Here is a 23,003-nt window from a genome sequence, read left to right as displayed (position 1 = left end):
TCGGATTAGGCCAGCACGGCGCCCTGGGGCACCATAAAGCTGACCGGAACATCGGCTTCTTTTTCGAAGCTCACCAGTTCCCAGGCATCCTGCTGTGCCAGCAGGGCCCTGACCAATTGGTTGTTCAGGGCATGGCCTGTTTTGAAGGCACAGAACTCACCGACTATCGCGTGCCCGGCAACGTAAAGATCACCAAAGGCATCCAGGATCTTGTGCTTTACGAACTCATCCTCATAACGCAGGCCATCGGGGTTGAGGACGCGGTATTCGTCAAGCACCACAGCATTTTCCATGCTGCCACCCAGTGCCAGGTTGTTGGCACGCAGATACTCGATATCGCGCATAAAACCAAAGGTTCGGGCGCGGCTGATGTCTTTGACAAACGCGGTGCTGGAGAAGTCCATCACCATGTGCTGTTGACTGCGGGCAATCTCGGGGTGCTTGAAGTCAATGGCAAAATTGACCCTGAACCCCTGGTGTGGACGCAATTCGGCCCACTTATCGCCGTCTTCAACACGCACAGTGCGTTTGATCCTGAGATACTTCTTGGGTGCGGCCTGTTCCTGAATACCGGCGGTTTGCAGCAGGAATACAAATGGACTGGCACTGCCATCCATTATCGGTATTTCCGGCGCATCCACTTCGATGATCGCGTTGTCTATGCCCAAACCGGCAAGCGCGGCGAACAGATGCTCAATGGTCGAAATGCGAACCCCTTCGTCATTCACCAGTGCGGTGCACATAGTGGTTTCACGTACCTGATCGGCCTTGGCAGGGATTTCCACCGCCGGCGTCAAATCGGTACGCACCAGAGTAATTCCGGCGTTTATGGGTGCGGGTTTTATGGTCAAAGTCACCTTGTTGCCGGAATGCAATCCGACCCCAGTGCTCTTTACCATGTTTTGAACAGTTCTTTGAAAAATCATTCAGATACCCGTTTACATTTCAACTAGTTAGCCATCATTCAGGCAGGCATAGCCAACAGCCGTCAAATCGGCTGGTCGGATATGCTAGCACAACTTTGGCATTTCACAAAAATTAAGCTACTTTGCCGAGGTTGTCCACTGGCAGCCCAGAGTCCCGTGATCAATCCGCCTGTTTGCGCAGGAAGGCAGGAATGTCCAGATAATCAAGCTCGTTCTTCACCGCAGGCGCAGGCGTCGGGTTCACCTGTGGTGCGGCGTTGCTCTTGGCCATGGCGGCAGTGTGAGTCTGGTATACAGGCTCTTCGGTCACCATGGGCTCAATGCGAGGCTCAACCTGGATCACAGGCTCAATCCGTGGCTGCGCCTTGTGTACCAGCTGGATATCGGGCTTCTTGTCGGCGCCGATACCTGTGGCAACCACAGTTACCCGCAGCTCGTTGCTCATTTCAGGATCGATAACCGCACCCACCACCACAGTGGCGTTATCAGAGGCATAAGCCTTGACGTGGTTACCCACAGTCTCGAACTCTTCAATGCTCATATCCATACCGGCGGTGATGTTCACCAACACGCCGCGGGCACCTGCGAGATCTATGTCTTCCAGCAGTGGGCTGGCGACGGCGGCTTCGGCGGCTTCTTCTGCGCGGTCGTCACCGCTGGCCACACCTGTACCCATCATGGCGTTGCCCATTTCGGACATCACTGTCTTCACGTCGGCGAAGTCGACGTTGATAAGACCTGGGCGGGTGATCAGCTCGGCAATACCCTGTACAGCACCCAGCAGCACGTTGTTGGCGGCAGCAAAGGCATCGAGCAGCGAGGTACCGCGACCCAGTACCTTGAGCAACTTCTCGTTGGGTATGGTGATCAGCGAGTCCACATACTTGGCCAGTTCGGCGATACCCTGCTCGGCATAGGCCATACGCTTCTTGCCTTCGAAGGGGAACGGCTTGGTGACCACGGCTACGGTCAGAATGCCTTCTTCCCTGGCAATCTGGGCCACAACAGGTGCGGCGCCCGTACCTGTACCACCGCCCATACCGGCAGCGATAAAGATCATGTCCGAACCGCGGATAGCGGCACGGATATTTTCCCTGTCTTCCTCGGCTGCGGCACGACCCACTTCAGGGTTTGCTCCGGCACCCAGGCCCTTGGTGACATCACGACCCAACTGGATGGTGGACCCGGCGGCGGACTTGCGCAGCGCCTGGGCATCCGTGTTGGTGGCCACAAACTCCACACCTTCGATATTGTGCTTCACCATATGCTCGACGGCGTTACCACCGCCACCACCGACACCGATGACCTTGATCACCGCCTCGTCGGAATGGGTTTCCATGATTTCAAACATGGTCTAAATCTCCGTTTGCCTGCGTTATTTTAAAATTCACCTTTAAACCAGCTCTGGACCCGATTCCAGAGACTGGTGACCCCTTGGCGTTCGGGGCGCTCGAACTGACGTTCGATAACCCTTCTGGCCCCATAGTGGAGCAAGCCTACCCCGGTGGAGTAAATCGGCTGGTCCACATATTCGTACAAGCCCTTCACCGGCAGCGGTGAAGCGACCCTGACCGGCATACCGAAGGTGGCTTCGGCCACATCGACCGCCCCTTCGATGGAGGCAGTCCCCCCGGTCAGCACTATGCCTGCAGCGATCTGATCTTCCAGACCACTGTCCTTGAGCTGCTTGAGCACCAGCTCAAACAGCTCCTGATATCTGGGTTCGACCACTTCGGCCAGGGTATGGCGCGACATGGTCCTTGATGGCCGTCCCCCCACGGACGGAACATCGATACTGTCTTCGCGGCTGACCATGGCACTGCGGGCACTGGCATACTGCACCTTGATTTGCTCGGCATGGGTCAGCGGTGTACGGAAAATCTTGGCGATATCACTGGTCACCTGATTACCGGCAACCGGTACCACGGCGCAGTGACGCAGAGCGCCATTGGTATAGACGGCGATATCCGTGGTACCGCCACCTATGTCCACCAGGCAGACGCCGAGATCTTTCTCGTCATTGGTCAGCACTGAGTCGGCGGAGGCGATGCCGGAAAACACCAGATCGTCCACCTTCAGGCCGCAACGCTCGACGCTCTTGGTAATGTTCTTGGCCATGTCATTGGCGCAGGTGACCATGTGCACCTTGGCCTCCATACGCATGCCGGACATACCTATGGGGCTGCGGATGCCTTCCTGAACGTCGATGGCATATTCCTGGGGCAGCACATGCAGGATGCGGCGTTCGTTGGGGATCTTCACCGAACGGGCCGTGTGGATCACGTTGTCCACATCTTCCTGGGTCACTTCCTCGTCATTGATGGACACCATGCCGTTTTCGTTCTGACAGGCGATGTGTTTGCCGGAAATGCTCAGGTACACGGAGGACACCTGACAATCGGCCATCAGCTCGGCCTGATCCAGCGCCCGCTGTACGCTGCGCACTATGGAGTCCAGATCGTTGACGCCGCCCTTGTCCATACCACGGGACGGATGACTGCCCAGGCCAACGACGCAGATCTCTCCGTCAGGCAAGACCTCTCCAATGATCACAGCGACCTTGGAGGTACCTATGTCCAATCCGACTATCAGATTTCTATCCTGGTTCTTGGTCATCAGTTAACGGCTCTCTTTTTTTGTCTCTTCCCAGCCTACGGCCAAACCTGTGTCGTAGCGCAAATCCACCTTGGCGATCCCTTTCTGCTGCTGTGCCAGGGTGGGGTAAACATTAATAAATCTCTGGATCCTGGCCATCTTGTCTTCCCGTCCCAACTCCAGTACCACCCCCTTTTCCAGGGTGGCTATCCAGGCGTGGCGGGGACTCAGGCTCAGGGATGCCAGGGTAAACCCGTTGAGCTCAAGCAGCTCGCTCATCTGTTTAAAACTTTCCAGCACCTCGGCGGCACTCTGATCCTGACCGGCCAAATTCGGCAACTGCGGCAGTCCCTCCCGCAGCGGCGCCTGGAACACTTCCCCGTGGACATTAAGCCACTTATCCTGGTTCCAATGGGCCGCAGGTTGCTGCTCCTGCAGATACACCTTCAGCCGGGCCGGCCATACCCGCCGTACCGAGGCCCGGTATACCCAGGGCAAGGCCTCTATGGCCTTTTGCACCTCGGTCACATCGGCACTGAAAAAGCTTCTGGCCATCAAGTTCTGCAGGGCGCCGCGGATTTCCTCCTCGGAGGTGAGCCTGCGCTCGCCCTTGATCACCACGGCCTCAATCGGCAAGGCCTCGGCATCATTGAGCAACAGCTGCAACCGATAGGCCGCATAACCCAGTCCACTCAATACCAAGGCCAAAAACAGCAGCCCGGAAGTTAAATACCAGTCCACCGCCGCCAGCTTTTGCTTCAGGCCATCGACCCTGCCCATGGTTCAGGCTTCTCCGTACGGACGCCGAAAACCGGCCATTATATCGACCGCAGATCCCAGGTCAAAGTCCCCGGAGCAGTAATTATTCAGTGACTGCGATTCACTGATCTGCATCATCTTTTTCCGATTTGGCAAAGCCCAGTTCCGAAGCCGCCAACTGCCGCGACAGGGCACCTATGTTTCCGGCGCCCTGACAGAGCAACAGGTCACCATCGGCAAGCACATCGGCCAATAGCGGCGCCAATTGCTCGGGCCCGGCGACAAATATCGGCTCCAACAAGCCCCGCTGACGGATGGAGCGGCACAGCGCCCGGCCATCGGCGCCCGGGATCGGCGTTTCACCGGCGGCATAGACCTCCAGCAGCAACAGCTTGTCCACCTGGGACAGCACTTCGACGAAGTCCTCGTACAGATCCCGGGTACGGCTGTACCTGTGTGGCTGATAGGCCATTACCAAACGTTTATCCGGCCATCCGGCGCGAGCCGCCTTGATGGTGGCCGCCACTTCGCTGGGGTGATGACCATAGTCGTCAACCAACATGACCTCGCCCTTGGGGGTGGCAAACTTGCCCAGATGCTGAAAGCGGCGACCTATGCCCTGGAATTCTTCCAGCGCCTTGATGATGGCCTCATCCTCAATATCATCCTCTGTGGCCACAGCGATGGCGGCCAGGGAATTGAGCACATTGTGCTGACCGGGCAGGTTCACCACCAAAGCCAAATCATCACGGCCCTGACGACGGACGGTGAAGCGGCACTTATGCCCCTGTTGCACAAAATCCAGTGCCCGCACATCGGCATCTTCGCTGAAACCGTAGGTCACTACCTTACGGCCAATGCGAGGCATGATTTCCCGCACCACGGGATCGTCGATACAGACCACGGCCACACCGTAAAACGGCAGGTTATGCATAAAGTCCACAAAGGTGGACTTGAGCCGCTCAAAGTCGCCACCATAGGTATCCATATGATCGGCTTCGATATTGGTTACCACGGTCACCATGGGCTGCAAATGCAGGAAGCTGGCATCACTCTCGTCCGCTTCGGCAATCAGGTAACGGCTCGATCCCAGACGGGCATTGGTGCCGGCACTGTTGAGCAGGCCACCAATCACAAAGGTCGGATCACGACCGGCCTGGCCATAGATGCTGGCAATCAGACTGGTGGTTGTGGTCTTGCCGTGGGTACCGGCCACAGCCACCCCATGGCGATAACGCATCAGTTCCGCCAGCATCTCGGCCCGGCGCACTATGGGGGTCCTGTTCTGCTGGGCGGCGGCTATCTCTGGGTTGTCACTCTTGATGGCGGTGGAGACCACCACCACATCAACACCGGCCACATTGTCAGCGTCGTGGCCAATGATCACCTTGGCGCCGAGGGACGCCAGGCGTTCGGTCACGGCATTGGCGGCTATGTCCGAACCACTGATCTGATAGCCCTCATTGAGCAGCACCTCGGCGATACCGCCCATACCCGCGCCGCCTATGCCGACGAAGTGAATGCGGCGAATGCGGCGCATTTCCGGGATCATGGTTCTGAGCTGTCGGTACTTTTCTGTTTCTGTCATAACTAACCTTTATCGCGCCAGCTGACGGCACACGTCGGCAACCCTGTCGGTTGCATCCAGTACTGCGGCCGCCCTGGCTCGTTGTCCCATGCGGGAAAGTTCTTCTCGGTCACCGGCCAGCAACTGCAACTTGCTGACCAGCAGATCGGCCGTCACTATGGTCTGCGGCAGCAAAAAAGCTGCCCCGGCATCTACCAGCACCCTGGCATTGAGCGTCTGGTGATCATCCACCGCGTGGGGAAAGGGCACCAAAATGCCGGGCAGTCCCACTGCGGCAAGTTCAGACACTGTCAGGGCACCGGCACGGCAGATCACCAGATCGGCCCAGCGGTAAGCCGCTTCCATGTCATCAATAAATTCGGCCACCTTGACGCCGCCATCCTGGCCACGCAGCTGGTAGTCGGCCTGGACCTTGGCCAGGTTGTTCTTGCCCACCTGGTGCCAGACGGTCACGGATTGGCTTTGGCTTAAACGGGCGCAGACCTCAGGCAGCAGTTCGTTGAACACCTGAGCCCCCAGGCTGCCACCCACCACCAACAAGCGCATTGAGTCACCGTGCTCACCACTTTGTTGCCGCTCGGCGCCCAGTGCCACCAACTCCTGGCGAATGGGATTGCCCACCACCTCGGCGCCATGGTCAAAGGCGCCCTTGAAGGCACACAGCACCCGTGTGGCAATACGCGACAGCAATTTGTTGGTCACACCGGGCACGGCATTTTGCTCGTGCAGCACCAGTGGGATACCACTGAGCCAGGCGGCAACGCCACCGGGACCACTGGCAAAGCCGCCCATGCCCAGCACCACATCGGGCTTGAATTCCTTGATCACGGCCCGCGCCTGCAAAATGGAGCGCAAAATCTTGAACGGCGCTGCAAGCTTGCGAATAAGGCCATTGCCGCGCACGCCCTTGATATCGAGAAAGTCGATATCGAATCCGTGTTGGGGCACCAGGCGGGCCTCCATCCTGTCGGCCGTACCCAACCAGCGCACCTGCCAGCCATCTTTGGCCAAGGTTCGCGCCACGGCGAGCGCCGGGAACACGTGACCGCCGGTGCCGCCGGCCATCACCAGAATGCGTTTTTGCCGGCTCATGAAGTTCTCCCCTGCACCGCCTGGATCATCCCCAAACGCCGCTCGTGATCGATACGCAGCAGCAACATGGCTGCCGCGGTCATGACCCACAAACTTGAACCACCGTAACTGATAAAGGGCAAGGTCAGCCCCTTGGTGGGCAACATGCCGATACTGGCGCCCACATTCACCACGGTCTGGAAGCAGATCCAGATCCCTATGGCATAGGCCAGGTAACCTTCAAAGGCCTTATCCAGCGACAGGCACTGATTACCCAGGCGAATGGCCCGCAGCGCCACAAATAAAAGCACCGACAGCACCATCACTATGCCAACGAATCCCAACTCTTCCCCTATCACGGCAAAGATAAAGTCGGTGTGGGCCTCGGGCAGATATTCCAACTTCTGAATACTGTTGCCTAGCCCCTGCCCCAACCAGTCACCGCGGCCGTAGGCCATCAAGGACTGGGTCAACTGGTAACCGCTGCCGAAGGGATCCTGCCAGGGATCCATAAAAGAAGTCACCCGCCGCATCCGGTAGGGCTCCAGCAGCACCAGGGCCACAAAGGCCAACACCCCGGAGAGGATCAGGGCGAAGAAGTCCAGCAAACGGGCCCCGGCCATGAACAACAGCCCCACAGTGCCAACAAACAGCACCACCACGGTTCCCAGATCCGGCTGGGCCAGGATCAGCACAGCGTAGACAGCAAACACTGCAATGGGTTTGTAGAACCCCTTGGCGTTTTCGCGCAACTCTTGGTGACGACGCACCAGATAGCCGGACATGTACACGGCAAAGGCAAACTTGGCCAATTCGGCCACCTGAATGCGTATCGGCCCTACGGACAACCAGCGCTTGGCGCCGTTCACCGTAGTACCTACTATCAGCACCCCCACCAACATAAGGCCCACCACCAGCAACAACAGCGGACTGACCTGTTGCCAGCGGCTCATTTCGATGCGCAGCACCAGGGTGGCAATAATCACGCACCCCACCAGGTAAGCGCAGTGACGTATCATAAAATGGAACGGGTTGCCGGTCAGACTCTGAGCCTCTGGCATGGAAGCCGACATCACCATCACAAAACCAAAAGCGATCAGCGACAACACAGCCGTCAGCAATGAACGGTCGTAAAGCTGGGTGCCGGGCGCCTTTTGGCCTCCCCACCAGGCCGTCCAAAGATTGCCACTGCGCTCAAACAAGTTGAGCTGTCTGCTGTCAGTTGCCATACAGAAGCTCCACCTGATGACGGAAATCATCACCCCGGGCCATGAAATTGCTGTACATGTCGAGGCTGGCGCAGGCAGGCGACAGCAGCACTATATCGCCGCTACCGGCCAAGGTCGCAGCCTTGGCCACGGCTTCGGCCATATTGGCTACCTCTATCGCACCTTCCTTCAGCGCGGCGATCTTATGGCCGTCACGCCCCAGGGTAATCAGCTGGCTGACACCGTGCAGCGCCTCGCGCAGGGGCTCAAAGTCCGCGCCCTTGCCATCACCACCGGCGATCAAAATGATCTCGCCCAAATGGCCGCTCAAACCATGGAGCGCCGCCACTGTGGCGCCCACGTTGGTGGCCTTGGAGTCATTGACCCAGGTGATACCTTCATGGCTGGCGACCGCCTCACAGCGATGGGCCAGTCCGGTAAACTCGCGGGCCACCTTGACCATGGCTGGACGGCTAATCCCGGCGGCATCGGCCAGGGCCATGGCCGCCATCAGATTGGCATGGTTATGACTGCCGATCAGCGCCACATGCAGCAACGGCATAATCTCGGTAGCGCCGTGGTAAATCTTGCCATCGGCTATGCCCCACTCATCCACCTTGGGAATACCCAATCCAAAACTGTTCTGGTTGTGTGGCTCTGTGGGTATGGACAGGCTGTCGTCACGGTTGAAAATGCACAGCCGTGTCTGGTCATACAAATGCAACTTGGCCCGACGATAACTCTCCAGATCGCTGTATCTGTCCATATGATCTTCACTGATATTCAGGCAGGTGGCAGCAATGCAATTCAAGCTATGGGTGGTTTCCAATTGGAAACTGGACAATTCCAGTACGAAAAGCTCGGCGTCCGATTCCAGCAATTCCAGTGCCGGAATACCTATGTTGCCGCCAACCGCAACCCGCTTGCCATCGGCCCTGGCCATTTCCCCCACCAGGGTAGTGACGGTCGACTTACCGTTGGAGCCGGTAATGGCCAGCACACAGGGTGGCTTGTCGGCAATGGCGCGGGCAAACAGCTCGATATCGCCTATGACCTCTATGCCCATATCCAGCGCGGCCTGCACCTCGGGGGTGTCCATGGCAATCCCCGGACTGATGACTATCTGCTTGGCCTGTACCAAATAGCGACAATCAAAGCCACCGCTCATCAGCGGCACATTGGCAAACTCCCGACGCAACTTGTCAGCACCAGGCGGTTCACGGCGACTGTCCATCACCAGCGGCTCAATGCCCTGACGCACCAAATAGCGCACCACAGACAGCCCTGTGGCTCCCAGGCCAAGGACTATGTGTGAGTAGGTATGGGCGAGCGGCATGGTCATGACTTACCTCAACTTCAACGTGGCCAGGCCAAGCAGCACCAGGAACAGCGAGATGATCCAGAAGCGCACTATCACCCGCGGCTCGGGCCAGCCCTTGAGTTCGTAATGATGATGTATGGGCGCCATGCGGAAAATGCGCTGACCGCGCAGCTTGTAAGACCCCACCTGCAGGATCACCGACAACGTTTCCATCACAAACACCCCACCCATGATCACCAGCAGGATTTCCTGGCGTACCAGCACGGCTATGGTGCCCAGGGCTGCGCCCAGAGACAGGGAACCCACATCGCCCATAAAGACCTGGGCCGGATAGGTGTTGAACCAGAGGAAACCAAGACCGGCACCCACAATAGCGGTACAGACAATCACCAGCTCACCGGCGCCGGGCAAATAAGGGATATGCAGGTAATTGGCAAACTGAACGTGTCCGGACAGGTAAGCAATCAATGCAAAAGCCGCTGCCACCATCACGGTCGGCATGATGGCCAAACCATCGAGACCATCGGTCAGGTTCACCGCATTGCTGGAGCCCACAATGGTGAAGTACACCAGCACAATGAACATCAGCCCCAGTTGCGGCATGATGTCCTTGAAGAAGGGCAGTACCAGTTGGGTTTCGCCGGGTGTCGAAGCAGAGAAGTACAGGTAAAGGGCGATCACCATGGCAGCCAGGGACTGGAATATGTACTTCCAGCGGGCAATCAACCCCTTGGGATCCTTGCGCACCACCTTGCGGTAATCATCGACAAAGCCAATCATGCCGAAGGTCGCCAGTACAAACAGCATGACCCAGACATAGCGGCTGCCCAGATCGCCCCACAGCAGCACTCCGATAAAAATACCGGCCAGGATCAGGATCCCGCCCATGGTGGGGGTGCCACGCTTACTGAAATGGGATTCGGGACCATCGTTACGAACCACCTGACCTATCTGCAACAGTTGCAGGCGAGTGATAAGCTTGGGCCCCCACCAAAGGCTGAAGCTGAGACCGGTCAACAGTGCCAGAATGGCCCTGAAGGTCACATAGGAAAATACATTGAAGCCAGTGTAAAACTGGGTCAGATACTCAGCCAGATAAACCAGCATTTACTTTAACTCCCCGCGACCATGGGCCGCAATTAAGGCCTCCACAACCCGCTCCATGGCGGCGCTGCGGGACCCTTTGACCAACACAGTCACATTTCCATGTAACTGGTTGATGTGTTTAATCAACTTGTTTACCAAGACATCCAGGTCAACAAAATGTTCGCTGCCGAAGGCTCGGCTGCAATGCTCGCTGAGACGGCCCAGACAGAACAGCGCCTCTATGCCACTGTCCCTGGCCAAGTCACCCACCTCGGCGTGCAAAAGGGCAGCATTGTCGCCTAATTCGCCCAAATCGCCCAGTACCAAACAGCGATTTCCGTTAATTTCTCTTAACCAGTCGATGGCGGCCTTCACCGAGGATGGATTGGCGTTGTAACTGTCATCCACCAGGGTGAGGCGACCCAGCCTGTGGGGCAACATTCTGCCCTTTACCGGCTTGAGTGCGGCCAGCCCGGAGGCTATCTCCGCAAGGCTCAGGCCAAGGGCCAGACAGACACTGGTGCAGGCCAAAGCGTTGTTAACCTGATGGGCACCGGCCAGCGGCAACTTGATGGCTATTGTTTGTTTCTGCCAGTGCAGCTGAAAGCCGTAACAACCGAAGGCATCGGCCTCAAGCCCGGTTGCAGTCACATCGGCCTGGTTGTGAATGCCGAACTGAATCATCTTGTGGCCCGCGGCGGCCTGGGCCATAAAGTCGGCAAAGGCATCGTCGGCATTGATCACCGCCACGCCATCGTCGGGCAGATGGCCATAGATCTCCGACTTGGCGGCGGCCACCCCTTCAATGGAGCCAAAGCCTTCCAGGTGGGCGCTGCCAACGTTATTGACCAGGGCAACCCTGGGCCTGACCAGGGCCGAGGTGTAATCAATCTCGCCCTTATGGTTGGCACCCAGTTCAAACACCCCGTACTCGTCGCCTGCGCTCAGGCGCAACAGAGTCAGGGGTACACCTATGTCGTTGTTGAAGTTGCCGGCGGTAAACAGCACCCGATGCCGTTGCGACAGCACTGTGGCAATCATTTCCTTTACTGTGGTTTTGCCATTGGAACCGGTGAGAGCCACACACTCGGGATTGACCTTGTCGCGCACCAGGGCACCAATTTGCCCCAGGGCCTTGAGGCCACTTTCCACCAACAGCTGCGGCACGGCCAGCGGCAACTCGCGTTCAACCAGCAGAGCCGAGGCGCCTGCAGTCACGGCATTGGCAGCAAAATCATGGCCATCGAAGCGCTCGCCAACCAGGGCCACAAACAGGCTTCCTGGCTTCATGGCGCGGCTGTCGCTGCCAACGGCATCGATTTGAATATTTTCACCCAGCAATCGCCCACCGGTGGCGGTTGCCAGCTCCTGTAAACTCAGGGAGATCACTGTTGCTCCTTCGCGAGACGCTGCACATAGGCGCGCTCGTCATAATCGTGTTTCACGCCGGCAATCTCCTGATAGGTCTCGTGGCCCTTGCCGGCCAAAAGAATGAGATCACCGGGTTTGGCCAGTGACAGCGCCAGCTGCACGGCTTTGATGCGGTCGGCTTCCACCAGTGCCTTGTCTGGTTCACTGAGTCCGGCCTGCATATCGGCAATAATGGCCTGGGGATCTTCACTTCTGGCGTTGTCCGAGGTCAGCAGCAGGCGATCGGCCCAGCGCTCGGCCGCAGCCGCCATCAGGGGCCGCTTGCCCTTGTCTCTGTCACCGCCGCAACCGAACAGGCACCAGAGCTGGCCCCGGCAATGCCTGCGGGCGGCCTTGAGCACCTGCTCCACCGCATCCGGGGTATGGGCATAATCCACCACCATGGCGACGTCGCCGGCGGGAAAACATTCCATACGGCCGGGCACCGGCGTCAAGCCAGGCGCTGCAGCCAGCAGCTGCTGCATGTCGTAACCCAGTTGATGCAACGCAGCCAGCGCAGCCAGCAGATTGGCGAGGTTGAATTCACCCAGCAACTGCGAACTCATCTTGCCCTCGCCTCCGGGCCAGCGAATTTGCGCTTCTATGCCCTGCTGATGAAATTCGGCAGCAATCACGCCGTAGGCGGCCTGACTGCCGGGCACTGTGCTGTAGCCGAGCGCCAATTCGCCCAGTTCCAGCAGCCATTGTTGGCCCACGGGATCGTCGGCATTGATTATGCCCCGGTGCAGACTGCCGAAACTGAACAAGCGGCGCTTGGCGGCACCATAGGACAGCATGTCACCGTGATAATCCAGGTGATCGCGACTGAGATTGGTAAACACGGCCACATCAAAGGGCACGGCCTCAACCCGGCCCTGCACCAAGCCATGGCTGGAGACCTCCATGGCACAAAGTCCGGCGCCCGCGCTTTGGAAAGCTTGCAGATCGGCCATCACCCGGATGGCATCGGCCGTGGTGTTGCCACTGTCGATAAGCTCGCCCCAGAGGCCATTGCCCAAAGTGCCCATGACGGCGGCGCGGATCCCCACCCGCTCACTCAGCTGCGCCATCAACTGGGTGACCGACGTCTTGCCATTGGTACCGGTGACACCGGCAATTTTCAGGGTGCGGGGTTGCAACTGGTAATACTGAGCAGCCAGGGCAGACGCCTGCCGTCCCAGTTGGAAGAAATGAATGCACAGGCCAGACTCGGTATCAACCTGCCCATGAAGGGCGGGATCGTCCGTGTGCAGCAGCGCTGCCGCAGCTCCCTTGGCAAAGGCCGCCGCCACGTAGTTACGGCCATCGCTGTGATGACCCGGAACGGCTACAAACAAACCGCCGCCGGTGACGGCGCGGCTGTCCAGGGTCGGGGCAGCAACGGCTTCGGAGCCGGCATAGTGAAACCAGGGGGCCAACAAGTCCTTGAGCAATATCATTCCGCCCTCCTTGGATTGGCGGCCAGTTGCACCTGTTCACGGCTGCTGATGGGCTCCACATTGAGCATTTGCAGCGCACCTGACATCACGGCAGCAAACACAGGCGCCGACACGTCACCGCCATAATAGCGATCGCCCTTGGGCTCGTTGATCACCACGGCTATGGCCAGCTTGGGATTGTGCACTGGAGCAACCCCGGCAAACAGGGCCATATAATCATCGCCGTAACCGCCGGCCACCGCCTTGCGGCTGGTGCCTGTCTTGCCGGCCACGGGATAGCCATCGATGTGGGCCTGGGTGGCGGTGCCGCCCTGCTCTGTAACCCCCACCAGCATGTGCATTACCGCCTTGGCCACTTCAGGGCTAATCACCTGCTGCCCCTGGGGCTGCTGCTTGAGCTTGAGAATGGAAACCGGGTACAGCATGCCGCCGCTGCCGAGGGTGGCGTACATGCGCGCCAGTTGCAGCGTGGTGGCGGTCAAGCCATAGCCGAAGGACAGAGTGGCGCGTTCAAAATCGGACCAGCGGTGACGCTCCTGGATAAGACCGGCACTTTCGCCCGCCAGGTTGATGCCGGAATAGTTGCCAAGGCCCATGGAATAATAGGTACCCAGCAACTGTTCCACCGGCATTGCCAGTGCCAGCTTGCTGATGCCCACGTTACTGGACTTGACCAGAATTTTGCCCAGTGACATGTCGCCATAGTTGTTGGAGTCCCGCACCTGACGGCCACCGACCCGCATCCAGCCGGGCGAGGTGGGGATAATCTCATCGGGCTTGACCACACCGGCTTCCAGTGCCGCCGCCACCACGAAGGGCTTAACCGTGGAGCCGGGCTCGAAGGTATCGGTCAGGGCGCGGTTGCGCATCTTGAAGCTTTGCCAATCGTCCCTGGCGTTGGGGTTGTAGGACGGGGTATTGGCCATGGCCAGCACTTCACCGGTATGGATGTCGAGTACCACCACAGAGCCCGAGGTGGCCTGATTCATCTCGGTGGCGCGCTTGAGCTCACGGTAGGCCAGCTGCTGAATACGTTGATCTATGCTGAGCACCAGATCGTTGGGGCTCTCACCTTCCTGCACTATGTCCAGCCGCTCGACCACGTGGCCGTCACGGGACTTGCGCACCTTCTGCTTCGACGGTGTGCCGGTCAACCAGCTGTTGTAGGTGTTCTCTATGCCTTCGATACCCACATCGTCGATATTGGTCACCCCCACCAACTGGGCGGTGATTTCCCCTGTGGGGTAATAGCGGCGTGACTCGGACTTGAGGAAGATCCCCGGCAGTTTGAGCTGTTCAATATACTCGGCCACCGCCGGCGTCACCTGGCGCTTAAGGTAGGTGAAGCGCTTGCTGGGGTTATCCCTGACCCGGGCCACCAGCTCATCGGTATTCTCGTGCAGCACTTCCGCCAGCGCCTGCCAGCGACGCATATCGGCAAAGCCATCCTTGTCGTGAACCACCTTGGGATCGGCATACACGGCGCGCACAGGCACACTGACCGCCAACATATCGCCGTTGCGGTCGGTGATCAGGCCACGCTGCACCTCGCGACTGGTGGTGCGCAGGGTGCGCATATCACTCTCGTGGCGCAGCTTTTCCGGCTCGATAATCTGAATGTAGGCGGCCCGGCCGATCAGACTGGTGAACAGCAGACAAACGAAGCCCACCACCACGTATAAACGCCAGTGGATCAGTTGCGGTTTCTGTTTGCGTTTTGCCTGTTTGCTCATGGCACTCTCACTACCACTTCTTCATTGGGCAAAGGCCTCACCATGTTCAACTCCTTGGTTGCAATCCGGGTGATCCGGCTGTGCTCCGTTTGGGATTGTTCTTCCAACAACAGGTTGCGCCACTCTATGTCCAGCTTGTCCCTTTGTTGCAGCAACTGATCCCACTGGGAAGTCAGTTTGCGGCTGACGTGGCTGCTGTAAACCACGGCCACGGCATTGAGCATCACCATGATGGCCAAGAGCACCACCCACTTGTGATGCCACAGATCCAACAGGATTATCCGGGTCAGCCGCAACTGCGCCTTGCTCATGTTGCCGGCCTCAGTTATCCAGCCGCTCGGCCACCCGCAGTACCGAGCTGCGGGCCCTGGCGTTGCGATCAATTTCTTCATCCGAGGGCTTCATGGCCTTGCCTACCGGCATCAACAGCCGGTTGCGGTTGAGCTGAGCCTCGGTCACCGGCAGGCCGTGGGGCAATTCCTCACCCTGGCTGTGACGGCGGATAAAGCGTTTCACTATCCTATCTTCCAGCGAGTGGAAGCTGATGATGGACAGGCGTCCCTTGGGCGCCAGCACCTTGAGCGCGCCTTCAAGGGCCTGGTCTATCTGTTCCAGTTCGCTGTTGATGTAGATGCGGATAGCCTGAAACACCCGGGTAGCCGGATGCTTGTTGCGTTCTTTGCTTTTGCTGATGCGGGCGATGAGATCCGCCAAATCCTTGGTACGCAGGAAAGGGGTCTTGTCCCTGTCAGCGGCAATGCAGCGGGCGATATGGCGGGCATTGCGTTCTTCACCATAGGTTTTGAACACCCAGGCCATATCCTCAATCTCTGCCCTCGCCAGCCACTGGGCTGCGGTTTCACCCTGGCTGTTGTCCATGCGCATGTCCAACGGACCGTCGCGCAGGAAACTGAAACCCCGCTCGGCATCGTCGAGTTGGGGAGAGGACACGCCAAGATCCAGCAGCACACCATCAATCTTGCCGGTCAGTCCCAGCTCGGCCACATAGTCCGCCAGCTGGCCAAAGCCACCATGGACTATCTGGAAGCGGGGATCTGCGGCAAATTGCTCCGCCGCCGCTATGGCCTGGGGATCCCTGTCGATGGCGATCAGCCGGCCCTTGGGCCCCAACCGCTTGAGCACCTCACGGGAATGCCCGCCACGGCCGAAGGTGCCGTCGATATAAATACCGTCGGCGCGTATGTTCAATCCTTCCACTGTCTCATTGAGCAAGACCGAAAGGTGGGCAAATTCCTGGCTCATGGCTCTCTTCTTTTTGTCTGTCTATCGGGTCATGTTTACAGTGAAAAATCCGCCAGGCGCGCATCTGCGGCAAGGTCTTCCTGACGTATGGTTTGCTGGCTGGCGGCGATTTCGCTCTGCCAGGCCTGCTCATCCCAGAGTTCAAACTTGTTCAACTGTCCCACCAGCATGGCCTGCTTATCCAGGTTGGCATACTGGCGCAAGGGCAAGGGCAGCAATAAGCGGCCATTGCCGTCCAATTCAATTTCATGGGCATAACCGAGCAACATGCGTTTCAGCGCCCGCTGTGTCGGCTGGGTATCGGACAGCAACATCAGTTTGGCTTCGATCTTGGTCCACTCGTGGATGGGATAGAGCAGCAAACAGCTGGATTGAATATCGACAGTGATCACCAGTTTGCCGCCGTGCTCCGCATGCAGGGAGTCCCGGTATCGCATTGGAATAGCGATCCGCCCCTTGGCATCCAGATTAATTGCACTCGCACCCCGAAACACTGTTATTCAGCTCCTGCTCTGCTTTTTGATCCACAAAAATCCACAATTTCCCACAATTGCTAAGTGTAGGGACACTTGACAACCAATGTCAAGGTGGGGTCAAGGTTAAAAATCCAGTCTGGGAGCGGCTTCTAAGCCGATTGGCCGGAAGCGGCCATGGAGGAAATTCGGTGGGAAATTGTGGGTGAAAAATGCTAAACGGTGGAAAAAACACACATTAACTTCGGGGGCAAAGTGCATCAAGGAACCAATTCAGTGGTGTTCCGGCCCATAAAGACGCCCTTAAGATAGCATCGCCTCTTTTCATCCCGATACAAGACTGGGTTAAGATGGCTCACAAATTCTCCTGCTTAAGTCGGATTTATGCCTTCAATTCGTACCATACGCAACCTGCATCGGTGGTTGGCGCTGCTCATTGGAGTACAACTTTTTCTGTGGAGTCTGTCAGGACTCTATATGGTGGTCACAGACATAGACTTCATTCACGGCGATCACCTGCTGGAGCCAGGCCGCGCCCCGACGCTGCAAACCGGGACCATTGCGTATGACATGGATAAGTTACTGAAGGACTATCCGGCGGCGGAGCAGGTCAGGCTGCAAGCTTCAGCCCAGGGCCCCTTCTACAGCCTGCGCCACCATGGCGAAAAGCTCAGGATAAGCGCTTTGAACGGCTCGCCCATGGCACTACTGTCGGAGCAGGACGCCAGTAAGGTCGCAACACAAGTGTATACAGGCACGGGTCAAATCAGCGACGCCCGCTTGTTTTCGGAAGAAGCTCCGGCCGAGGTCAGCCCCAGATTGCTGCCCCTGTGGCAGATAAACTTTAACGATGCCGGCAACAGCAGCCTGTATGTCTCGGCAATTGAAGGACGGGTGGTGACCAAGCGCCATACCGGCTGGCGCTTGTTCGATGTGATGTGGATGTTGCACATCATGGATTACGACAGCCGGGAGAATATCCATAACCTGTTGCTGCAATCACTGGCAACATTGGGCCTCATCACCGCCCTCATGGGTGCCATCCTGGCCTGGCGGGGCCTGCGCAGCCGCAATCAAGCACCGAAAGGCTGGCAAAGGTTGCACCTGTGGCTTGGCGCCATCGTCGGCTTGCAATTCATTCTGTGGCTGGGTTCGGGACTGGCGTTAAGCCTGCTGGATGAAGATTGGCTCGATGGCAACCGCGCGCGGCTGCGACCATCAACGGCTTTCACTACGCCCCCCAGAGCTGTCTCTGAACTTTTAGGGCCATCAACCCACAGCGTCGAGCTGTCCGGCATACTGAACCGTCCCGTCTATCAGTTGCAGCAGCTTGAACAACAGCCACTGTACTGGGCCGATACCCTAACCCCGCTGACGCTGGATAAGGCCCAGCTGCGTCAACTGGCGGCCGCCAGCATAGAGTCCCCGCTGGAGTTGGGGATCGACCTGCTCCCGGGGGATGAAACCGGTTACCCGGACACACCGACAGTCGCGCGTTTCGTCGCCCGCGATGGCACCCGCATTCTGCTGGATGCGGGCAACGGCCGCATACTGGAGCAACAAACGGCTGGCTCGGATCTCAAATCCGTGCTGATGATGATGCACTTTATGGACTATATGCCCGGCGATGGCATTCACTTCAACCACTTGCCCATTCGCCTGCTGGCCATACTGACCCTGTTGCTCAGCATCAGTGGCTGGGTGCTGGTGTTCAGGCAGCTGAAAGCAGGCCAGTATCGCCTGACACTGCCGGGCCGCGGCAGCCGGTTTGAGGTCAGGGACAGGGATGGCACCCTATTGGGCCACTTCGACAGCCACGGCAGCAATCTGCTCGACAGTATCAACCACCAAACCGAGTGGCTGCTGACCCAATGTGGTGGTGGTGGCAGTTGCGGCCTGTGTGTACTCAAATGCTCCGAGCCGCCGCCGGCCAACGACAAGGAAAAGGCCCTGCTGCGCCCCAGCAGACTGGAACAGGGACTGCGACTGGCCTGCCAACACAGTCACGGCAGTGGCTACTATCAACTGGCAAGCCCGGCCCAGGCACGCCATTGGTTGACCCAGGCCAGGCTTCCACTGGGTGATCAGGCCCTTGACGTGATAGACTAAATAATAACCAAAGGCTGCCGATAAGATCTGTAAGGGAGAGACAGGAGGGCTTATGGTAGGGCTGGACAGTATTTATGCCATGCTGGCAAAACCGGTACAGGCAATCAGAGAAAACAAGCGTGTGGTCGAGCAGTTGGACAAGGATACCGCCATTGCTGCCGACAGCCATGAAGCGCCTCAATCTCAGTTGCCCCCCAAGATCACCAAGGACAGACGCAAGGCCGAGCGGGATCGCCGCAACCCCGACGGGGAAGATCTGCGCAACGACAGCAATCCCCAGTACGAACACTCCCAGCGCAGTGGCCGTGGGGATCGCCGAGCCGACCCGGGTCATATCGATACCGAAGCCTGATTTGAGACTTGAGTCCCCCACTCACGACTTTAATTTTCACTGTGGTGGCGCCGAATGCTTAGGTATCTGGATAGTCACTCTTCCGCTGTCCAATGTCACCCTGGGCACCTATTCCGCCATGGAACACCTATATGTAAGCCAATAAAAAAGCGCCTGGGCGCCTTGGGGCAAACCGGCGACAGCCGCTGATTAGCGGCTGCGACTCCTGGCCACGGCATCCTGCCAGCCATGATAAAGGGCACCGCGTTTGACGGCGTCCATTTGCGGCAGGAAGCACTTATCTATGGCACTGCGGTCACTGACCTCCTGCACCGAGCCCCAGAATCCCACCGCCAGGCCGGCGAGAAACGCCGCCCCCATGGCAGTGGTTTCCGTCAGCGCCGGGCGCAACACCTCAACCCCTGTGATATCGGCCTGGAACTGCATCAGGAAATCGTTGGCCACGGCTCCGCCGTCGACCCTGAGCTGTTTCAGGGCCACGCCGCTGTCCTTGCTCATGGCATCCAGCAGATCCCGACTCTGGAAGGCGATGGACTCCAGCGCCGCCCTGATGATGTGGTTGCGGTTGGCGCCCCGGGTCAGACCATAGAGGGCACCGCGGGCATCGGGATCCCAATAGGGTGCGCCCAGACCGACAAAGGCCGGCACCAAGTAGACGCCATTGGTATCCTCCACCTTGGAAGCAAAGTATTCGGTATCGCTGGCGTCGCGGATGAGGCCCAGTTCATCCCTGAGCCATTGGATGGTAGCACCGCCCATAAACACCGAACCTTCGAGGGCATAGCTGATGCCCCCATCGGCACCGACCGCTATGGTGGTCAACAGCCCGTGTTTTGAGCTGACGGCCTGACTGCCGGTGTTCATCAACAGGAAACAGCCTGTGCCATAGGTATTCTTGGCCATGCCCGGCTCAACACACAGCTGCCCAAACAGGGCCGCCTGCTGATCGCCGGCCATACCGGCCACCGGGATCTCTGTGCCCTCACCGGCGATACGGGTAGTGCCATACACGGCCTGGGACGGTTTAATTTCAGGCAACAGGCTGGCGGGAATATCCAGTGCTTCAAGCAGCTCGGGATCCCAACCTTGGCTGTGAATGTTGTACATCAGGGTGCGCGAGGCGTTGGTGGGGTCGGTCACATGAACCTTACCCTCGGTGAGCTTCCACACCAGCCAGGTGTCAATGGTGCCGAACAGCAGTTGCCCCGCCTCGGCCCGCTCGCGTACGCCGGGGACATTGTCGAGGATCCACTTGATCTTGGTGCCGGAAAAATAGGGGTCGAGCAGCAGACCGGTCTTTTCCCGGAAACGGGCCTCCAGGCCCCTGGCCTTAAGTTCCTCGCAGATGGCACTGCTGCGACGGCATTGCCAGACGATGGCATTGTACACCGGCTTGCCGGTTTCCCTGTCCCAGATAACAGTGGTTTCCCGCTGGTTGGTGATACCTATGGCGGCCACTTCATCGCTGTGGATCCCGGCCCGGGCCAACACTTCAATCAGGGTCGAACTTTGGGAGGCCCAGATCTCCATGGGATCGTGCTCGACCCAGCCGCCCCTGGGATAGATCTGGCTGAATTCCCGCTGGGAGACAGCAACCGGATTGGCGTCCTTGTCAAAGACTATGGCACGGGAACTGGTGGTGCCCTGATCCAGTGCCACTACATATTTCTCTGTCACAACAAATCCTTATTGACGGGTTTCCTGCAGTACGCCGATTTCCGGCGCCACTTCCGGGTTGCAGGCATGGGCCGGGTAATACCAGATGGAGCTGATCTTGCCACCACTCAACTCATAGACACCTATGGAGCACTGACTGCCGGTTTCGCCATCGTTGTCCCAGCTGATGCGCTCCAGGATGCTGACATAGTTACCGGACTCGGTCAGGCTGAGAATATCGGCCCTGGCGTTGGGCAGGGTCTGGAAATAGTCGGCCATGGCGGCACCGAATTCGGCCTGGGTATCGGCCTCGGTGTCCACCTTTTGGCCCTTGATATGATTCCAGTGCACCTGGGGCTGGGTGTAGGCCAACATGGCCTCGACCTTGTGTTCGTTGAAGGCGGCGAGAAAGGCACGCACAGTGTCGGCGGGCGCATCGCCGGGCAAGGGACCGGCCAAAGCCAGCAAGGGCGCGGCGGCTAACAGGATTAGGGCTTTCATGGAGCACCTCTTGTAAATGGGTGGTTGTGCCCAACACTATACAAGATAAATCGGCAAGCAAAAGCCCCGCATTGCGGGGCTTGATTCATAGGTACTTGAAGATCGGGCTAGCGCCGCGATTCAACCACTTAAGATTACAACTTGTAGCTCAGCTGGATACCGGCCAGCCACACTTTGCCACCGGCCTCACCATCGAACTCGACCAGCGCCAAACCGGCCAGATCCTGCTGCTCGGTAATGGGCGCATCGCCGTGGGCGCGCAAATGGGTAAGCGCCAGATCCAGGGTCAACTTATCATTGAACTGATAGCTGGCACCCAGGGAGAACCAAAGCCGATCGCTGTCGGGAATGGTGGTGGTACGCCACTCATCATCCACCGCGGTTTGATCCAGTGCCACACCGGCACGCAGTGTCCACTGCGGGTTCAGCACATAGCTGGCACCCAGGGCATAACGCCAGTTGTCCTTGAAGTGCTCTTCCTTCACCAGGTCTGACTCCAGGCCGCCAATGGGCTTGGTGTCACCGGGGAAGTAGGCCACCAGGCGATCGAAACTGCTCCACTGCGTCCAATTGATGCTGGCATGCAGCGCCAGGGCATCACTCAATTGATGGAACGAAGACAGCTCGGCGAACGCCGGCAATTCCAGTGGCAGATAACCGTCGATTTCCAGCGGCTGACCGCCGGTATACATAACGCCGGAAGCACTGCCGGACAACTCCAGCTCAACACCGCTGTGATAGGCCAGGCCAAATCTGTGATTCAAACTTGGCTGCCAGGTGGCGCCCAACTGCCAACCATAGCCCAGATCATCGCCTTCCATGGTCTTGAGACTGGTCCCTGGGTCAGGCAAACGGGCGGCGATCTGAGCCGGCAACATGGGGTTGGCCTTGATGGCACCGACCCAGGCCGGCGTGGACGCACCTATGCTGCCCTCACCATAGACCAGACGCACACCGGCGCCCAAGGCAAGTTGCTCATTGAGTCTGTAGGCCAGATTCGGGGCCAGCTCCACTGTGGTGACCGAGGTTTCATTGCCGAAGATGGCAGCACTATGGGTCTTGGGCAACTCGGTGGCCAAACCATAGTTGGAATTCATCGCCAGGCCCCAACTCCAGTTGTCATCCATCTGACTGGAATAATAGAAGTTGGGAATATAGGCACTGTCGGCCACATCAAAGGCATCGGCGGGCAGGGTCAGGCCATTGGGTCCCAGCAGCGGCGAGCTCAGGTGCACGTCACCGGTCACATCCACTTCGGTGGACACATAAATGACCCCGGTGGATACCTGGCGTCCGGGCAGCAGCGTCAGTAATGCCGGATTGCGCGCCTGTGCCGACGCGTTGTCGGCCATGGCGGCTTCACCGGCAAAGGCTCGGCCAAGGCCTGTGGCAGAGTATTCGGCCAACTGGAATCCGGCGGCCTGTACCTGAGTCATGGAAGTCAAAAGTGCCGATGATACGGCTAAGGTCAGTAGACACTTTTTCATTGTTATTCTCTGTTGTTGTGGTGAAT

Annotated in this window: 20 protein-coding genes; 2 read left to right on the top strand and 18 right to left on the bottom strand. The window is 58.3% G+C overall.

Annotation, left to right across the window (positions count from 1 at the left end):
- Positions 1-5 precede the first annotated feature (5 nt).
- The 15 genes from lpxC to mraZ form a co-directional block, all read right to left on the bottom strand.
- Complete coding sequence (lpxC, locus tag JYB84_RS01645) at positions 6-926, bottom strand: UDP-3-O-acyl-N-acetylglucosamine deacetylase (RefSeq protein WP_207321731.1); 921 nt, start codon at positions 924-926, stop codon at positions 6-8.
- A 160-nt stretch (positions 927-1,086) separates the two neighbouring features.
- Complete coding sequence (gene ftsZ / locus JYB84_RS01640; RefSeq protein WP_207321730.1) at positions 1,087-2,277, bottom strand: cell division protein FtsZ; 1,191 nt, start codon at positions 2,275-2,277, stop codon at positions 1,087-1,089.
- 29 nt (positions 2,278-2,306) lie between these two features.
- The gene (ftsA, locus tag JYB84_RS01635; protein ID WP_207321729.1) at positions 2,307-3,542 is read right to left on the bottom strand and encodes a cell division protein FtsA; all 1,236 of its coding nucleotides are present in this window, start codon (positions 3,540-3,542) and stop codon (positions 2,307-2,309) included.
- Between the two features lie 3 nt (positions 3,543-3,545).
- A complete protein-coding gene (locus JYB84_RS01630; RefSeq protein WP_207321728.1) occupies positions 3,546-4,301 on the bottom strand; it encodes a cell division protein FtsQ/DivIB in 756 nt (251 codons plus the stop codon).
- Positions 4,302-4,401: 100 nt separating this feature from the next.
- A complete protein-coding gene (murC, locus tag JYB84_RS01625; RefSeq protein ID WP_207321727.1) occupies positions 4,402-5,868 on the bottom strand; it encodes a UDP-N-acetylmuramate--L-alanine ligase in 1,467 nt (488 codons plus the stop codon).
- Positions 5,869-5,877: 9 nt separating this feature from the next.
- Positions 5,878-6,960, bottom strand: a complete 1,083-nt coding sequence (gene murG, locus JYB84_RS01620) for an undecaprenyldiphospho-muramoylpentapeptide beta-N-acetylglucosaminyltransferase (RefSeq protein ID WP_207321726.1) — start codon at positions 6,958-6,960, stop codon at positions 5,878-5,880.
- The gene (gene ftsW, locus JYB84_RS01615; RefSeq protein WP_207321725.1) at positions 6,957-8,168 is read right to left on the bottom strand and encodes a cell division protein FtsW; all 1,212 of its coding nucleotides are present in this window, start codon (positions 8,166-8,168) and stop codon (positions 6,957-6,959) included. Before ftsW ends, murG begins: the two co-directional genes overlap by 4 nt.
- Positions 8,158-9,489, bottom strand: a complete 1,332-nt coding sequence (gene murD / locus JYB84_RS01610; RefSeq protein ID WP_207321724.1) for a UDP-N-acetylmuramoyl-L-alanine--D-glutamate ligase — start codon at positions 9,487-9,489, stop codon at positions 8,158-8,160. Before murD ends, ftsW begins: the two co-directional genes overlap by 11 nt.
- A 3-nt stretch (positions 9,490-9,492) precedes the next feature.
- On the bottom strand, positions 9,493-10,575 hold the full coding sequence (mraY, locus tag JYB84_RS01605; protein ID WP_207321723.1) for a phospho-N-acetylmuramoyl-pentapeptide-transferase: 1,083 nt from the start codon (positions 10,573-10,575) through the stop codon (positions 9,493-9,495).
- On the bottom strand, positions 10,576-11,943 hold the full coding sequence (locus JYB84_RS01600) for a UDP-N-acetylmuramoyl-tripeptide--D-alanyl-D-alanine ligase (protein ID WP_207321722.1): 1,368 nt from the start codon (positions 11,941-11,943) through the stop codon (positions 10,576-10,578).
- Positions 11,940-13,403: a UDP-N-acetylmuramoyl-L-alanyl-D-glutamate--2,6-diaminopimelate ligase gene (gene murE, locus JYB84_RS01595; protein WP_207321721.1), complete on the bottom strand. Its 1,464-nt coding sequence runs from the start codon at positions 13,401-13,403 to the stop codon at positions 11,940-11,942. Before murE ends, JYB84_RS01600 begins: the two co-directional genes overlap by 4 nt.
- Positions 13,400-15,136, bottom strand: coding sequence for a peptidoglycan D,D-transpeptidase FtsI family protein (locus tag JYB84_RS01590; RefSeq protein WP_207321720.1), 1,737 nt, complete (start codon positions 15,134-15,136; stop codon positions 13,400-13,402). The genes murE and JYB84_RS01590 overlap by 4 nt, the downstream gene beginning before the upstream one ends.
- The gene (gene ftsL, locus JYB84_RS01585) at positions 15,133-15,447 is read right to left on the bottom strand and encodes a cell division protein FtsL (protein ID WP_207321719.1); all 315 of its coding nucleotides are present in this window, start codon (positions 15,445-15,447) and stop codon (positions 15,133-15,135) included. Before ftsL ends, JYB84_RS01590 begins: the two co-directional genes overlap by 4 nt.
- A 10-nt stretch (positions 15,448-15,457) precedes the next feature.
- Positions 15,458-16,399, bottom strand: coding sequence for a 16S rRNA (cytosine(1402)-N(4))-methyltransferase RsmH (gene rsmH / locus JYB84_RS01580; RefSeq protein ID WP_207321718.1), 942 nt, complete (start codon positions 16,397-16,399; stop codon positions 15,458-15,460).
- A 35-nt stretch (positions 16,400-16,434) separates the two neighbouring features.
- Positions 16,435-16,893 carry a division/cell wall cluster transcriptional repressor MraZ gene (mraZ, locus tag JYB84_RS01575; protein WP_207321717.1) on the bottom strand — a complete coding sequence of 153 codons (459 nt, stop codon included), beginning with the start codon at positions 16,891-16,893 and terminating at the stop codon, positions 16,435-16,437.
- Positions 16,894-17,256: 363 nt separating this feature from the next.
- On the opposite strand from mraZ, the gene JYB84_RS01570 reads away from it, so the two are divergent.
- On the top strand, positions 17,257-18,981 hold the full coding sequence (locus tag JYB84_RS01570; protein WP_207321716.1) for a PepSY domain-containing protein: 1,725 nt from the start codon (positions 17,257-17,259) through the stop codon (positions 18,979-18,981).
- Positions 18,982-19,033: 52 nt separating this feature from the next.
- Positions 19,034-19,333 (top strand): hypothetical protein, encoded by a 300-nt coding sequence (locus JYB84_RS01565; RefSeq protein ID WP_207321715.1) that lies wholly within the window; start codon positions 19,034-19,036, stop codon positions 19,331-19,333.
- A 189-nt stretch (positions 19,334-19,522) separates the two neighbouring features.
- Here the strand turns inward: JYB84_RS01565 and glpK are convergent, their stop codons facing one another.
- From glpK to JYB84_RS01550, 3 genes are all read right to left on the bottom strand, one after another.
- A complete protein-coding gene (gene glpK / locus JYB84_RS01560) occupies positions 19,523-21,010 on the bottom strand; it encodes a glycerol kinase GlpK (protein ID WP_207321714.1) in 1,488 nt (495 codons plus the stop codon).
- Between the two features lie 9 nt (positions 21,011-21,019).
- Positions 21,020-21,490, bottom strand: a complete 471-nt coding sequence (locus tag JYB84_RS01555) for a nuclear transport factor 2 family protein (RefSeq protein WP_207321713.1) — start codon at positions 21,488-21,490, stop codon at positions 21,020-21,022.
- 134 nt (positions 21,491-21,624) lie between these two features.
- The gene (locus tag JYB84_RS01550; RefSeq protein ID WP_207321712.1) at positions 21,625-22,977 is read right to left on the bottom strand and encodes an outer membrane protein transport protein; all 1,353 of its coding nucleotides are present in this window, start codon (positions 22,975-22,977) and stop codon (positions 21,625-21,627) included.
- Positions 22,978-23,003 lie beyond the last annotated feature (26 nt).

The sequence above is a fragment of the Shewanella cyperi genome, from assembly GCF_017354985.1.
GTDB lineage: Bacteria > Pseudomonadota > Gammaproteobacteria > Enterobacterales > Shewanellaceae > Shewanella > Shewanella cyperi.
Note: the sequence above shows the minus strand (reverse complement) of the source record. Positions and strands in the feature narration are given on the sequence as shown.